At 65.2% G+C, this 12,661-nt stretch carries 24 protein-coding genes and 1 other RNA gene; 24 read left to right on the top strand and 1 reads right to left on the bottom strand.

The features are described 5' to 3' along the window. The first annotated feature begins 84 nt into the window (after positions 1 to 84). From ACZ5LB_RS08275 to ACZ5LB_RS08200, 16 genes are all read left to right on the top strand, one after another. Positions 85 to 414, top strand: coding sequence for a hypothetical protein (locus ACZ5LB_RS08275; RefSeq protein ID WP_464605712.1), 330 nt, complete (start codon positions 85 to 87; stop codon positions 412 to 414). A gap of 473 nt (positions 415 to 887) precedes the next feature. Next, complete coding sequence (locus ACZ5LB_RS08270; RefSeq protein ID WP_464605711.1) at positions 888 to 2,753, top strand: hypothetical protein; 1,866 nt, start codon at positions 888 to 890, stop codon at positions 2,751 to 2,753. 47 nt (positions 2,754 to 2,800) lie between these two features. Further along, a complete protein-coding gene (locus tag ACZ5LB_RS08265) occupies positions 2,801 to 3,511 on the top strand; it encodes an AAA family ATPase (protein ID WP_464605710.1) in 711 nt (236 codons plus the stop codon). A gap of 75 nt (positions 3,512 to 3,586) precedes the next feature. After that, the gene (locus ACZ5LB_RS08260; protein WP_464605709.1) at positions 3,587 to 3,862 is read left to right on the top strand and encodes a hypothetical protein; all 276 of its coding nucleotides are present in this window, start codon (positions 3,587 to 3,589) and stop codon (positions 3,860 to 3,862) included. Beyond that, the gene (locus tag ACZ5LB_RS08255) at positions 3,843 to 4,190 is read left to right on the top strand and encodes an XRE family transcriptional regulator (protein WP_464605708.1); all 348 of its coding nucleotides are present in this window, start codon (positions 3,843 to 3,845) and stop codon (positions 4,188 to 4,190) included. The genes ACZ5LB_RS08260 and ACZ5LB_RS08255 overlap by 20 nt, the downstream gene beginning before the upstream one ends. A gap of 499 nt (positions 4,191 to 4,689) precedes the next feature. Further along, entirely contained in the window at positions 4,690 to 4,965 is a 276-nt protein-coding gene (locus ACZ5LB_RS08250) for a hypothetical protein (protein ID WP_464605707.1), read from the top strand. A 119-nt stretch (positions 4,966 to 5,084) separates the two neighbouring features. Next, entirely contained in the window at positions 5,085 to 5,699 is a 615-nt protein-coding gene (locus tag ACZ5LB_RS08245) for a DUF3164 family protein (protein ID WP_464605706.1), read from the top strand. Then, positions 5,696 to 6,259: a hypothetical protein gene (locus ACZ5LB_RS08240; protein ID WP_464605705.1), complete on the top strand. Its 564-nt coding sequence runs from the start codon at positions 5,696 to 5,698 to the stop codon at positions 6,257 to 6,259. The genes ACZ5LB_RS08245 and ACZ5LB_RS08240 overlap by 4 nt, the downstream gene beginning before the upstream one ends. After that, the gene (locus ACZ5LB_RS08235) at positions 6,252 to 6,419 is read left to right on the top strand and encodes a hypothetical protein (RefSeq protein ID WP_464605704.1); all 168 of its coding nucleotides are present in this window, start codon (positions 6,252 to 6,254) and stop codon (positions 6,417 to 6,419) included. Before ACZ5LB_RS08240 ends, ACZ5LB_RS08235 begins: the two co-directional genes overlap by 8 nt. Continuing rightward, on the top strand, positions 6,416 to 6,832 hold the full coding sequence (locus ACZ5LB_RS08230) for a DUF4406 domain-containing protein (protein WP_464605703.1): 417 nt from the start codon (positions 6,416 to 6,418) through the stop codon (positions 6,830 to 6,832). The genes ACZ5LB_RS08235 and ACZ5LB_RS08230 overlap by 4 nt, the downstream gene beginning before the upstream one ends. Further along, positions 6,832 to 6,899, top strand: an RNA gene (locus ACZ5LB_RS08225) — hammerhead ribozyme type II. Before ACZ5LB_RS08230 ends, ACZ5LB_RS08225 begins: the two co-directional genes overlap by 1 nt. A gap of 10 nt (positions 6,900 to 6,909) precedes the next feature. Next, complete coding sequence (locus tag ACZ5LB_RS08220; protein WP_464605702.1) at positions 6,910 to 7,614, top strand: sigma-70 family RNA polymerase sigma factor; 705 nt, start codon at positions 6,910 to 6,912, stop codon at positions 7,612 to 7,614. A gap of 47 nt (positions 7,615 to 7,661) precedes the next feature. After that, on the top strand, positions 7,662 to 8,054 hold the full coding sequence (locus tag ACZ5LB_RS08215; RefSeq protein ID WP_464605701.1) for a hypothetical protein: 393 nt from the start codon (positions 7,662 to 7,664) through the stop codon (positions 8,052 to 8,054). Next, complete coding sequence (locus ACZ5LB_RS08210; RefSeq protein ID WP_464605700.1) at positions 8,051 to 8,359, top strand: hypothetical protein; 309 nt, start codon at positions 8,051 to 8,053, stop codon at positions 8,357 to 8,359. The genes ACZ5LB_RS08215 and ACZ5LB_RS08210 overlap by 4 nt, the downstream gene beginning before the upstream one ends. 31 nt (positions 8,360 to 8,390) lie before the next feature. Further along, a complete protein-coding gene (locus ACZ5LB_RS08205) occupies positions 8,391 to 8,567 on the top strand; it encodes a hypothetical protein (protein WP_464605698.1) in 177 nt (58 codons plus the stop codon). Between the two features lie 148 nt (positions 8,568 to 8,715). After that, positions 8,716 to 8,856 carry a hypothetical protein gene (locus ACZ5LB_RS08200; protein WP_464605697.1) on the top strand — a complete coding sequence of 47 codons (141 nt, stop codon included), beginning with the start codon at positions 8,716 to 8,718 and terminating at the stop codon, positions 8,854 to 8,856. Between the two features lie 12 nt (positions 8,857 to 8,868). Here the strand turns inward: ACZ5LB_RS08200 and ACZ5LB_RS08195 are convergent, their stop codons facing one another. After that, the gene (locus tag ACZ5LB_RS08195) at positions 8,869 to 9,018 is read right to left on the bottom strand and encodes a hypothetical protein (RefSeq protein ID WP_464605696.1); all 150 of its coding nucleotides are present in this window, start codon (positions 9,016 to 9,018) and stop codon (positions 8,869 to 8,871) included. A 50-nt stretch (positions 9,019 to 9,068) separates the two neighbouring features. Here ACZ5LB_RS08195 and ACZ5LB_RS08190 point away from each other — a divergent pair, with 50 nt between their 5' ends. The 8 genes from ACZ5LB_RS08190 to ACZ5LB_RS08155 all read left to right on the top strand — a co-directional run bounded on the left by ACZ5LB_RS08190 (position 9,069) and on the right by ACZ5LB_RS08155 (position 12,606). Then, positions 9,069 to 9,353 (top strand): hypothetical protein, encoded by a 285-nt coding sequence (locus ACZ5LB_RS08190; protein ID WP_464605695.1) that lies wholly within the window; start codon positions 9,069 to 9,071, stop codon positions 9,351 to 9,353. 27 nt (positions 9,354 to 9,380) lie between these two features. After that, the gene (locus ACZ5LB_RS08185; RefSeq protein WP_464605694.1) at positions 9,381 to 9,659 is read left to right on the top strand and encodes a hypothetical protein; all 279 of its coding nucleotides are present in this window, start codon (positions 9,381 to 9,383) and stop codon (positions 9,657 to 9,659) included. A 26-nt stretch (positions 9,660 to 9,685) separates the two neighbouring features. Further along, a complete protein-coding gene (locus tag ACZ5LB_RS08180) occupies positions 9,686 to 9,997 on the top strand; it encodes a hypothetical protein (RefSeq protein WP_464605693.1) in 312 nt (103 codons plus the stop codon). Positions 9,998 to 10,043: 46 nt separating this feature from the next. After that, positions 10,044 to 10,478, top strand: coding sequence for a gp16 family protein (locus tag ACZ5LB_RS08175; RefSeq protein ID WP_464605692.1), 435 nt, complete (start codon positions 10,044 to 10,046; stop codon positions 10,476 to 10,478). 19 nt (positions 10,479 to 10,497) lie between these two features. Further along, positions 10,498 to 10,845, top strand: coding sequence for a Mor transcription activator family protein (locus ACZ5LB_RS08170; RefSeq protein WP_464605691.1), 348 nt, complete (start codon positions 10,498 to 10,500; stop codon positions 10,843 to 10,845). A gap of 184 nt (positions 10,846 to 11,029) precedes the next feature. Continuing rightward, a complete protein-coding gene (locus ACZ5LB_RS08165; RefSeq protein ID WP_464605690.1) occupies positions 11,030 to 11,578 on the top strand; it encodes a hypothetical protein in 549 nt (182 codons plus the stop codon). A gap of 42 nt (positions 11,579 to 11,620) precedes the next feature. After that, positions 11,621 to 12,073 carry a hypothetical protein gene (locus tag ACZ5LB_RS08160; protein ID WP_464605689.1) on the top strand — a complete coding sequence of 151 codons (453 nt, stop codon included), beginning with the start codon at positions 11,621 to 11,623 and terminating at the stop codon, positions 12,071 to 12,073. Beyond that, entirely contained in the window at positions 12,070 to 12,606 is a 537-nt protein-coding gene (locus tag ACZ5LB_RS08155; protein ID WP_464605688.1) for a transglycosylase SLT domain-containing protein, read from the top strand. Before ACZ5LB_RS08160 ends, ACZ5LB_RS08155 begins: the two co-directional genes overlap by 4 nt. The last annotated feature ends 55 nt before the right edge of the window (positions 12,607 to 12,661 follow it).

The following is a 12,661-nucleotide window of genomic DNA, read 5'->3' as shown; positions in this document are numbered from 1 at the left end:
AAGATTTTTGTTGACCGATTAGACTGTCGAATCCTAGGCTTGCGTATGCCTGATCACAGGTGAAAGCAAACCTAGAGGAATAGGATGATGGCGAAAAAGTCTCAAGACAAGAGACTAGCCTCCGGCCTGTCCGGAGATCCCCTTGTCTGGCTTCAAAGTACTCAAGATGTGCAACGCATTATGGCAGAGGGTGTCAACTCCGATGGCACCTTAAAGCCGGAAACGGTTCGTGCCCTCCTTAAATTCCGGGGCGTGGACATCATGCGTTTTGCGCGAGAGCGCGCTGTCAGCCATTCTTATGTCCATCAGGTCATAGACCGAAAGCGTAGCGATCAGGCAATTGAGGATGCAATTGCCGCCTGCTTACAAATGGAAGCAGGACGCATTTGGGGACGCGCCGAGGTGGTCAGATGACGCCCCGGACTGTCGCGAAGGGATCAGCGGACCCGGCAATTTGCTCGGATCCGGCGAATTCTGCTCTATCGTCGGACCCGGGTCCGACGATCGAAGCAACTAATAACAAAGGCGTTGTCGAATTGGCTTCCCGCCAGACAGGGTCCGCCGTATCCGGCGTTCAGGTCCCTGGCTTTTCGGTTTCTGAAGCTTCCGACCTTGCTGGAATCGATGCCCGAAATATCCGTAAAGCTATTTCCGCGGGCCGTTTGGAGGCCGTCCCGAGGGTCGCGGAATCTGGTCGGAATAAGGGGCGTGAGGAATATTTCGTTCAGCCTGAGTCTCTCTTCAACGCCTATCCAAAAGCTCTCCAGGAATGGGAGAGCCGCCAACTCGCAACGCGTCGTGTTTACGAGGCGCAGCTCGTCCACACGCCGCGCCCTCTATATAAAAGGGATGAGCACCAGGTCGTCCTGCGGGCCAAGCCCGAGGTGATGGACAACGCACAAAAGGTCATGAACGCGCGTCTCCACCTCCTGGACGCGACGATCCGGACCCCCCTCCGCACCCTCACGGAATTCGAGCGCAAGAAGGCCCGGGGCGGCCTGCCGAAGTGGATCCTGGAGCAGGCCGTGGCTTGGCTCGTTGGATCTGAGGATGGACGGGCCGTCCTGGCCCAGCTGGGGAAAGTCCCTTCCTCAGAGACCATCGCCCGGTGGTGGAAGGCCAGCTGCGCGGATCCCCTCGGGATGACGCTCCAGCCTAAGTCCTACGCCGCTGGTCGGGAGCGCCTCACGGACAAGAACCCCGCGCTCCAGGAGGAGATCCTGGGGGCCTACGGCTACGTGAAGTCGTTCCGTGGCGCGGCTGACGTGCTCCGCAAGAAGGGCCACGACATCAGCGAGAACACCGTCCGCCGTGTGATTTCCGGCCTGGACCCGGTGGTGGTGGCCGGCCTCCTCAAGGGTGAACGCAAGGCCTTGACCGACTTCGGTCCCTATGTGCGCCGGAAGCCCAGCCTCCCCTACCAGTGCTGGTCCATCGACGGCCACACCTGGGACGCGCTGACCCTGTGGGAGAAGCCGCTTCCCGGCGAAGAACTGAAGCCCTTCCGGCCCAAGCTCTACATGGTTCGGGACGTGGGATCCGGGGCCTACCTCAGCATTCAGATGGGTAATAGCCTCAATCGGTATCTGGTCTACATGGCCATTGCCGAGGCCATCATCCGGACGGGAGTCATCCCCGAATCCATCCAGACGGACAACGGCTCTGAGGTCGTAAACGACCTGTTCATGGGCGATGAGGACACCTACGGCTACTTCCAGCAGCTGGGAATGAACTGGAAGGATGGCCAGGCCCTCTGGCGGGCTGCACTCCCCTACAATTCCCGGTCCAAGCCTGTGGAAAGGGATTTCCGGACCCTGAGCCAGAGCATGGCGGCCCGGCTCCCGGCCTACGTCGGGGGGAACCCCAGCCGGAGGCCCGGGGACCCCTTGAAGGAAGCCCATGAGACGGGCGCCTATGAAACGGTCGCCAGCTTGAAGGAGAAGCTGGCCGTATGGCTCCAGGAGCGGCTCCAAATCGTCCGGACCGTCCAGCGCCACCGGATCCAGCCCCTTGCGGCCCTCTCCGAGGCCCGCCAGAGCCTGGTGGAGGAACTGGGAGCCGACCACCCCCGGTTCGTCCGGCAGGGCCAGGAATGGCGCGTTCTGCCGAGCCTCAAGGGACGCCTGGTGAGGGGGTTCGTGGAGGCCCGGATCGAAGGCCAGGTGTTCCGCTACCATTCGCCCATCCTGGACACCCTGCAGGCCGACGGCTTGGAAGTCCGGATCTGGCCCTGGAAGGTCTCCAAGGCCTGGTTGTGCAGAGGCGGGGCGTTCCTAAGCGAACTGACCTTCGTGCCCGATGGGCCCGAGCTGGGTGCCGAGCGCACTGCGGAAACCGATGATTGCCCGGACGTCGTGGCTCTGCGCTACGCCAAGCTCCTGGAACGCCGCCAGAGGGGCCTCATCAAGGCAGCCCGGCGTGGGGCGGAAGCCCTCCAGATCGAGGCCGGCATGCATGGGTTGGACCTGAAGCCCCTGGAACTTCCCACCTTGGGCGATGCCCAGTCTCCGGAAGAGCACCTGGACCCTGCCGAGTTGAATCGCCAGCGGGAGCTGCTTGCGGTTGAGGAGCAGAAGGCCCTCCAGCAGCCGGAGGAGGCCATGGACAAGTACCGCCGCCTCCTGATGTTCACCGCCGGGGAAGACCTGACCGACGACGACCGGGAATGGATCTGCGAATTCGAGAAGACATCCGAGGGGAAGAGTCTCAAGCCCCTCCTCCAGGACTACCGCCGCGACGGCGCGGCACGTTGACCCCCATCCACTCCGCCCCTTAACTCGGGGCCATCCAAGGAGCTGCAATGAAATACCACCTCGTTCCCGTCAAGAACGTGCTCAAGCTGCGTTCTGCCCTGGAAGCGCTGGAAAACCGGGATGAAGGCGTCCCTGGGCTCGGGTTGCTTTACGGACGCCCCGGCACCGGCAAGACCATGACCCTGGCCCACACCGTGGCCAAGGAAAAGGCCGTCCTTTTCCGGGCGAACAGCACGTTCACCCTGGCCACCCTCCTGGACACGATCTGCTTCAACCTGGGCGTGGACGCCCCGGCGAAGAGCTACCAGAAGCTGGGCATCATCTGCGAGTTCCTCAAGGAGAACCCGCGCCCCATCATCATCGACGAGGGCGACTACCTCCTGCGCGACGCCCGGATGCTGGACGCCCTGCGCGACATCCACGACATCGAAATGGTCCCGGTGCTGGTGGTGGGCATGGCCGACATCGATTCCAAGCTGGTCCGCCGCCCGCAGTTCGCCCGGCGCATCACCCAGCGGGTCCGGTTCGACCCCTGCGACCTGGAGGACACGCGCTTGGTCACCCGGACCCTCTGTGAGATCGAGGTGGCCGACGACCTGGTCAAGACCATGCACAAGGCCACCAAGGGCATCCTCGGCCTGGTGGTGCCGGCCCTGGCCGCCTTCGAGCGGTTCGCCAAGACCAATCGAGTGAAGTCGCTGGACGCTGCCGCCTGGGGTGACCGGGCCATGTTCCTGGGCCACGGGAAGGAGAAATAGGGCATGACCAGAAAACAAGGAAACCGCTCCACGACCCGCCCGGATAACGAGGGCCGGGCGCGTTGCTGGAGGGCCATGAGGGTCTTCGGGACGTTCGTCATCCCCCAGGTCTGCATGGCCGCTGAAGTCAGCCTGGACAACGCTTCCAACTACATCCGCGCTCTCCGCAGGGCCGGGTACGTGGGCCTGAAGAAACCCCACCTGAACGGCAAGGCCGGCAGCTACGACACCTGGACGCTGGTCCGGGACTCGGGGCCCCATGCGCCCATCTGGCGAACCGACGGAACCGTCTTCGATCCCAATACCAAACGCCTTTACAAGCTGGTGACCCATGATTCCGCTGCCTCCTGACGCCCCCGCCTGGTTCCAGGCCCTCCATGCCGAGTGCAGCCGCACCTCACAGGCCGCCTGTGCCCGCCTCCTGGAGGTCTCGCCCGCCACCGTCAGCCTGGTCCTGAAGGGCACCTACAGCGCCAGCACCAAACGCATCGAGGAGAGGGTCAAGAAGGCCCTCCTCTCGGAGATCCGGTCCTGCCCCGTCCTGGGGGACCTGGACGTGGCCAGATGCCTGGAAGAGCAGGCCCGCCCCTACTACCCGGACCCCATCCGCTCCGCCCTCTCCAGGGCCTGCAGGACCTGCGCCTATGCCCAGGTCAAGGACGGGAGGGATGCCAAATGAGCCGCTTCATCGATCGCTGCCGAGAATTCCTTCAAGGAGTGTCACGGCTTCTCCAAGGGACAAATCTCTACTCTGGATCAAGGCCCAGTCATCCGAGGCGTCCGCAATCAGGACTCGGTACCCGACTGATGGGTCAAGGGCGCATTCCTGCTCAAGGTAATGGAGAAGCGTTTCCGCGTTGCGGTTCATCTGATATGCGCACAAAAGCGCCCACGAACGCTTTACATCCGATGGGACGCCTTTCAGTAGACCCGGCCATCGAGAAGGTGGCGCGGCAATTAACGCGCGACCTGTTGTATAGGAGCTTTGAAGAAGCTGGTCTTTCTCCAGACGATGCAGGAGTGCATAGGCTTCTCTCGCTGATTTCACGTCACGGGGGGATAGGCGCTGTCGAATCTCTTCTCCGATCGACTGGGAATACGCCTGGGCGCTGCCAAACCGCTGCATATCCAGCTCCAGAGGATGGCCCTCAGGGTATGCCCATTTCTAAGGATTCCCAATGACTTCTTCCCCGCTCGCCCGCCTCGTCCAGGCCGCCTTCACGGCCAAGGACTGCATTGACCAGGTCCACGACCAGACCAGCCTCGAAACCGCCTTCCAGGCCGTGACCCACCTCGCCATGGTGGCAGTGGAGACCCCCCACGCGACCCACCAGACCGCCATGGCCCAGGAACCGGCGATCCCGGTCCTAAAGGGCCTCCTGGCGGAACTGACCACCGTGACGGCCCGGGTGGCCGCCCAGGCCGAAATGACCCGTATGGCCGCCGCCTCGTGAACCCCCTCCTCCGCTCCCTGGCCCTGCTCGTGGGCCTGCCCGTTCTTCTCGTTCTTCACCTGGCCGACGCCCGACGACGCCGCGCCTTCCGGAAACACAACCGCCACTAAGGAGGCAACGTGAACCACCCGAAAATCCCCGACGGCTACAGGAAAAACGCCAATGGCGACCTGGTGCTGATCGAAAACATCAAGCCCATCGACCTGTTCCGGGACGAACTGGTCAACAGCATCGCCGACCGGGCCAAGGCCATGTCAGGCGAGCTGGGCACCTTCCGCAACACTGTCATGGACGAGGTCCGCGACTTTGTGGCCACGAGCGCCGAGCGCTTCAAGGCCAAGATGGGCGGCGCCAAGGGCAACCTCACCCTGTTCAGCTTCGACGGGCAGTTCAAGGTCCAGGTGGCCAACCAGGACTACCTCACCTTCGATGAGCGGCTCCAGGTCGCCAAGGCCCTGATCGACAAGTGCATCAAGAAGTGGAGCGACGGTGCGGATCCCAAGCTCCTGGCCCTGGTCAACGATGCCTTCCAGGTGGACAAGTCCGGCAACGTCAGCACCCGGCGCGTCCTGGGGCTCCGGCAGCTCGACATCGACGACAAGGACTGGAAGAAGGCCATGGACGCCATCTCCGAGAGCGTCCAGGTGACCGGCTCCAAGAACTACCTGCGGGTCTACGAGCGCGCCGAGAACGGCGAATACAACCCCATCGCCCTTGACGTGGCCAACGTATGAAGCCGCAAACGACCATCTTCGGCGATATCAAGCGCAAGAGGGCCGCCCAGGACCTGGAACATGGCGGCCCGGCGCACGATGACCTGCACACTCCCACGGAGTGGGCGGATCACATCATCCACCAGCTGGGCAAGGTTGTCACGGGGTGCCGGGAGCAGGGGAAGCCCTACACCCAGGACCCCGACTGCCGGGAGCGGTTCGTGAACGTCGCGGCCCTTGCCGTGGCGGCCATCCAGTCCCTGACCCGCCAGGCCGGCGGAACTGTGGGTGGCGCGGTGGAGACGCTACTGGATCCGACGGACGCCACCATCGGGGAGCTGCTGGGCGTCCTGATGGAGACCAACGCCGCCTTCCTGAAGATCGCCCCCGTCAACGCCCAGGGTGAGCCCCTCTGCGCTTTCATCACCCTGGGGCCTGGGCTGGCCCTGGAACCCACCCTGGCCATCATGGACGCCCTCAGCGACGAGGACGGCCCCTTTGTGACCCGGAAGCGGGTCCTGGAGGCCCTGGACCGCTTCAACGCGGCCTTCTGGCTCACCGATGGGGAGCCTCATGTCTAAGTGGCGCAAGACCCCGCCCCGTCCCATCCAGGCCAAGTCCTCCCGCGTCGTGCAGCGCCAGGTCGAGGTCCGGATCCTCGGATCCAACACCCCGGAGCAGAACGCCAAGGCCCTCGCCCAGTTCCTCAAGGTCAATCCCCCCACCCGGAGGCGCTTATGAGCTGTCTTCACGAGGATCTCATCCGGCCCCGGCGGTCCATGGGATACCTGAGCGCCCCCATCAGCGCCCCGGAGGCCCTCTTCCGGACCTACAACCGCCTGAAGGCCCTGGAGGCATCGGCCCGCCTCTGGGAGGCGTCTGTCCTGCACTACTGCCCCCATGCCAACAGCCCCGCCGTTGGCTGCACCGATGTCCCCTATGAGACCTGGATGGCTATGGACCTGGAGGTCATCCAGCGCTGTGACTGGGTTCTCATGCTGGAGGGCTGGGAGCGGAGCCCGGGCTGCACCCGGGAGTTCAACCTGGCCCTGAACCTTGATGTCCCGGTGGTCTTCACCGTGGAGGAGGCGGTGGAGATCTCCCGCCGGCAGGACCAGGAGTTTGCGGAGGAGGCGGAGCAGCGTAGGGCCTGATGCGAAACGCCCCCGCAAGGGGGCGTCCGCAGGGCGTGGCGGCCCTGCGCTGAGGATGCAGCCACAGGAGTTCCACCATGTCAGAACCCAGCACTGCCGAAGTCCTGAAAGACCTGCCGGTCCAGGTGACCGTGGGCGGCCAGGCCTTCCCCTGGACCCCGGAGGCGGGCCTGGATCCGGCGGCCGCCATGATGCTGGACCCGTGGATCCATGGCAAGGCCATCCGCATGCGCTATCCCGCGGCGCGGAACGGCTACTCGGTCGAGGACCTGTTCCAGGAGGGGCGAGTCGGGGCGCTGGAGGCGACCCGTACGTTCAACCCGCACCACGAATGCCATTGCAGCTTCTTCGGGTGGGCCAAGTTCTCCATTCTCCGCCGGATGTTGGATGTCCTCAGGCATGGCGACCTCAACGTCTCCAAGCGGGACTGGGATGCCATGCGGAAGGTATCCGAGTTCCCCCAGGTCTGCTCGCTGGATAGCAGCCCCCTGCCAGATGGTTCCCTCACCCTCAAGGACCTCCTGGCCGATCCCTCCACGCCGGACCAGGGCATGAACGATGAGCGGGACCACATCCTGGAGGCCCTGTCCGCCCTGAGCCACCGGGACCGGGATATTCTCCTGCGGCGGTCCGGCTTCCTGAACCCCGACGGCCAGGTGGACACCTTTGAAACCATCGCAAACGTGTGGTCCCTGACGCGCCAGCGCATCCAGCAGATCGAGAAGCAAGCCCAGATGCGGCTGCGGTGCGCGATGGCCAGAAGGGGGATCACCCAATGGTGACCTGGCGCCCTCCTGTCCCGGCCTTCCCCCCCGTCCCGACGGCACCCATGGACCGTGCGGACCTGGCGCAACTCCTGGAGGCCCTCCGGGAATGCCGGAAGATGGCCAGTTGGCCCGACGTGGCCCGCTATGCCAAGGGGGGCCTCGCTCGCCTCTGGATCCACTTGGTCCTGGAGCGCGGCCTGGATCCCCGCAAGGCTGCCCCCCAGGTCTCCAAGGGCCACCAGGCCGTCCTGAAGCCCTACCTCGAAACCGGCTTCAAGGCCGGCCTCGGAGACCGGGCTGAGCTGGCCTGGGATGCCCAGGAAGTCGCCGACCTGGCCTCCGGGCTCTGGGACCAGGCCAAAGCCAGTCAGAGCGCTCTGAGGGCCTCCCAGGCCCCGCTGTTGGGCCTTGAGCCCGACCCTTCAACCCCATTTAACCTCAAGGCCCCCCGATGAACGCCACCCAGGACCTCCAGGTCCACCTCCTCTCCCTGGCCGAAGCCCGTGAGCAGCTGGCCCAGCACATGGACCTCAAGCCCGCCGAACCGTGGGAATCCCTCCAGAGCCAGGCTTGGCTGGAGCGGAAGGCCTCCCTGGAACTGTGGATCCTGCTGGAGTCCAGGCGCCAAGCGCCGGCCACGGTTCCGGATCCGATCCCGACCCCGGTCCCTGTCGAAGTCCCCGCCCGGGCCCGGAAGGCTCGGCCCAAGCACAAGCACCATCACCGCCGCCGGTTCCGCCTCTGTGGCGTCCTCGGCTAGGCCCCCGGCCCCACTCACCCAAGGAGGCATCATGGCCATCCTCAACCCCTCAAGGCAGGTCAACGAACGCAGATCCGACCCCTACGCCAGGCGCACCCGGAATGAGCGCCGGCACCTCTTCTTCGACCGCCGCAAGCGGGCCGGCATCTCCCGGTTCCTCCGGATCACCGTGGGGAAGTTCCTCAGCCTCCGCTTCGCCTTCCCTTGAGGCCCATTCAAGGTTCCCATCCTGCCCCAGGATCGCACCCATGAAACTCAATCGCTACGCAGGTCTAGCCTGGATCGTGGTCCCAGGGATCTCCTGGGGGACCGTGGTCTACCTGCTCTTTCACTGGTCTTGTCCCATTGGAGGAACCATGCGCCCCGAACGTGACATCCGAGCCATCCATGCGCTCGAAAATGTGATGTACCGGCGGATAGTGCGGGATGAACGAGTGCGCCACCTGACCCTCCGTGAGGTCATGCTGTCCGCCATCGCCACAGCCAAGACCTTGTAATCCTGTCCAGGATCACCCCCCGCGTTCGAGTTCCTTGATCCTGGCCCGCAGCTCCTCGTTCTCCTGTTCAAGGCGCAACGCGCGGATCTCAAAAGCATCCACCAGGGGCTCCATTTCGCGCATGGTATCGGCCACCTTGATCCTCTCGATGAGTTCCTTCAATTCCCCCATTTCACACCTCTTCACCAGCAATATACGCCACGGAGAGCACCATGCCCGAAATGCGAAAGTTCACTCGATTCCGCACCTGCGAAGAGCTGGAGGTCGAATGCCGCCGCCGCTGTTGGCCCTTCAACGCTGTTCTTCACGACACGAAGGGCCATGACCACGTTTCCTTGGCTTTCGTGGCTGGGGATGTCTACGGAACCGCCCTGGTGAACGTTTTCAACGGGATTTTCTTCGGCCAACTGGAGAACGGGACGGCGTTCCACAGCTCCAAGACCGATCACGAGAACGAACCCTGGTTCCAGGCGCTCCTGGAAGCCGTTTACCTCTAACCGCCACCCCACCGCAGGAGGTTTGCCATGCAGTCTCCCAGCCGATTCCCCAACTCCGCCCGCGCCGCTTGGCTCGCCCGCAAGGCCCAGCGCACCCCCCGCCGGCCCGCGCCTCTCGCCCCAGAAGCCAGGGATGTGAAGGCTCTGGCCCGCGCCCTGGCCCCGGTCCTCCGGGAGGGCACCCGGGACCAACTCCGTCAGATCGCCTGGATCCTCGGGAAGACGCCCCAGTGGGTTGACCTGGTCATCCTGGAGGCCCGGAACCCGGGCGTGGTGGGGAAGGCCTGCCTGGAGGCCGCCCGATGACCGCCCCCTTCACTACTGGAGATCCCATGAACCACTTTCCCCACAACACTGCCGAAGCTATCGCCAAGGCCGACCAACTCTGCGTGCTGGGTCGTCCCGATCTTGCCTCCAAGTTGTTGACCAGCCCCGTTAACGGGTCGGGCTCAGTTGAGGAGATCCTTGACGCCAAGTCTCTTGGCCAGGTCGGAGATCAAGGTCGCCATGTCGTAGTAGGGCTCAGTACCAACGACTGTCCCGCAGTCGTTGCAATGGACCAAAAAGAGCTTGAAATTGGCTCCGACAGGGGTGTCCAGGGTTATGGCAAACCTTCGAGATCCACACTTGGGGCAACACGGTGAGGCCATGGTTCCTCCATGAATTTGAATGGATTGGATTGGAAAAATCATGACACAAATGGACGTGTACCGTACTAAAGACCTCGCCCGAATCCACATGGCCAAGAAGGAGCTGGGCCTAGACGATGACGCCTACCGGGCCCTGATCCAGGGGACCACCGGCAAGTCCAGCTCCGGGGACCTGACCAGCTCCGAGCGGTTCAAGCTCCTCCGGGCCCTCCAGCAGCTGGGCGCCCTGGCCGCCACCCCCAAGGCCTTCCCCGGCAAGCCCAAGAACCCCCCGCCCGACAAGGACCGCCTCATCTCGAAGATTGAGGCGCTCCTGGCCGATGCCAAGCGGCCCTGGGCTTACGCGCACGGCATGGCCCGGCGCATGTTCAAGCAGGAGCGGGTCCAGGACTGCGATCCGGGCGAGCTGGTTCGCATCGTGGCCGCCCTGACCTACGACGCCAGGCGGCGGGAAGACAAGGCCTCCAAGGCCTGATTCATTCAAGGAAAACGTTATGGGCATTGAATATCCAGAACTCCTCATGGATGCCGCGGCGACCCTGGCCAGGGCCCTGGAGCGGCAGGGGATCCAGGGCGACCGGGCCTCAGACCTGGCCTTCGAGGCCGTGGAGTCCCTGCGGTCCACCTGGGGAGGCCAGACCTGCTACATCCCCAAGGCCGAATACATCGAACTGGCCCCGGTCCACGCCCAGGTCTACGAGCGCTACGCGGCCGGGGAGGACCTCCGGGAGATCGCCACGGCGTTTAAGTATTCCGTCCAGTGGGTCCGCCAGATCATCCGGACGGCTCGGATGACCAGGTCGCAGAAGGTCGCGGCGCCCCAGCTGCTCCCCGACGCCTGACCCGCCCGCAAGCCCAGTCCAGCCCCCGATTCCGGGGGCTTTTTCATGCCTGAAATCGAAAACCTACATTCCTTACGGTATTGGACCGCGCGCGGGATGTTCCAGGCCTCAGAAACGCAGCCCCCAGCCGGGGAGCTGATCCCTGAAAAGGCCCGGAGACCCCGGGCCTCACAAGGAGGCCGCCATGCCCCTTACCTGCTACTCCATCGCCGCCGCCCTGGGCATCCAGCTCCAGGTTGTTGAGCGCCACTGGCCGATTCTGGTCGCGGCCCTCAAGGAGCGGAAGATCCTCTCCGACCTGGTGGAGGTGGCCGTGGCCGCGACGGTCTTCGCGGAAACGGTCCAGGCCTTCCAGCCGATCCACGAGTACGGGGGCAAGGACCCCGTGTCCTACTTCACCCGGAAGTACGAGCACCGCCGGGACCTGGGCAACGTCCACCCCGGCGACGGCCTGCTCTTCCACAGTCGGGGCTACGTCCCCACCCGGGGCAGGTCGGCCTACCGCGCGGCGGGCAAGGTGCTGGGCCTGGACCTGGAGGCCTGCCCTGACCTGGTCCTGGATCCGGCCCACGCCTCAAAGGTCCTCGCCCACTACTTCTGGCTCCGGCACATCGACATGGCCGCCGAGGCCCGGCAGTGGGAGACGGTCTACGCCCGGGTCAACGACTCCGGCCACTACCAGCCCCAGTTCCGGAGCGCCGTCCAGAAGCTGCTGACGGCCCTCGCCGCCTGATCCGGCCCACCCGGCCCTCGTTCACACCCCCTGGAGTTCCCGATGGAAAAGCTGCTCACGCTCCTGACCTCCCTTTACACGGCCCTGACCAACCTCTGGAAGGCGGCCTACAACCTCGACCCGGAGGACCGCCAGCGTTCCGTGCGGATCGCGGCGGGCCTGGGCGTCCTCCTGGCCGTCCTGGTGCTCTGCGGGGCGGGCGGGACCGCCGGCCAGGTGGTGGCGGCGGACCACCCGCTCTGGGAGGCCGTCCTGCAGGCCCGGGTGGTCCTGGTCCGGCTGGTCCTGGCGGTTCCCGTCCTCGTCCTGGGTGGGTTCGCAGGGGTGCTGCTCTACCAGCTCCTGGAGAACACGAACTTGGGCAAGCGCCTCCTGATCTGGGACCTGGGCGACGATACCCGCATCCGGGCCCAGAAGACCCGGAACGCCGGCAGCCTCCTGGGGGCCATCCTGGCCGCCTCCATCGTCAGCCTGATGCTCGGAGTCCTGCGATGAGGGCCTTCCTGGTCCTCCTCCTGGCCTTCGCCGGGGTGCTCCTGGCGGTCCCGCCCCGCTCCCTCCCCGGGGAGCTGGTCCCCTTCCAGGGCCATTTCCTGGCCGTCGCCGGGCCCCGCTGGATCGACCGGGCGGCTCAGGCCCGGGCCGAGTCGGCCTTCGATCCCCGGGCCGTCAGCCCCGTAGGCGCCCGGGGGATCGCCCAGTTCATGCCGGCAACCTGGCGCGAATGGGCGTCCCCCGGAGCGGATCCCTTCGACCCCCTGGCCGGCATCCTCGCCCAGCACCGCTACATGACCTGGCTGGAGGCTCGGACCTCCGGCCTGGACCCGGCGCTGGGGTCCTACAACGCCGGCCTGGGGAACATCCGCAAGGCCCAGCGCCTGGCCGACGCCCTGGGGATGACCGATCACGCGGCCTGGCTCCGGACCCTCCCCCGGGTCACAGGCCCCGCGCATGCCGGCGAGACCCGGGGCTACATCGAGCACAACGCGGCCTACCGGGCCGCCCTTCGCGCCCAGCTCGCGCGGTAGCGCCAGCCCACCACCTACCGGAGCCCAGGCTCCGCCCCCTCTGGAGACCCCCCGC

This window comes from Mesoterricola sp. MK458 (assembly GCF_055384935.1).
This window is presented reverse-complemented; position numbering and strand designations above follow the sequence as displayed.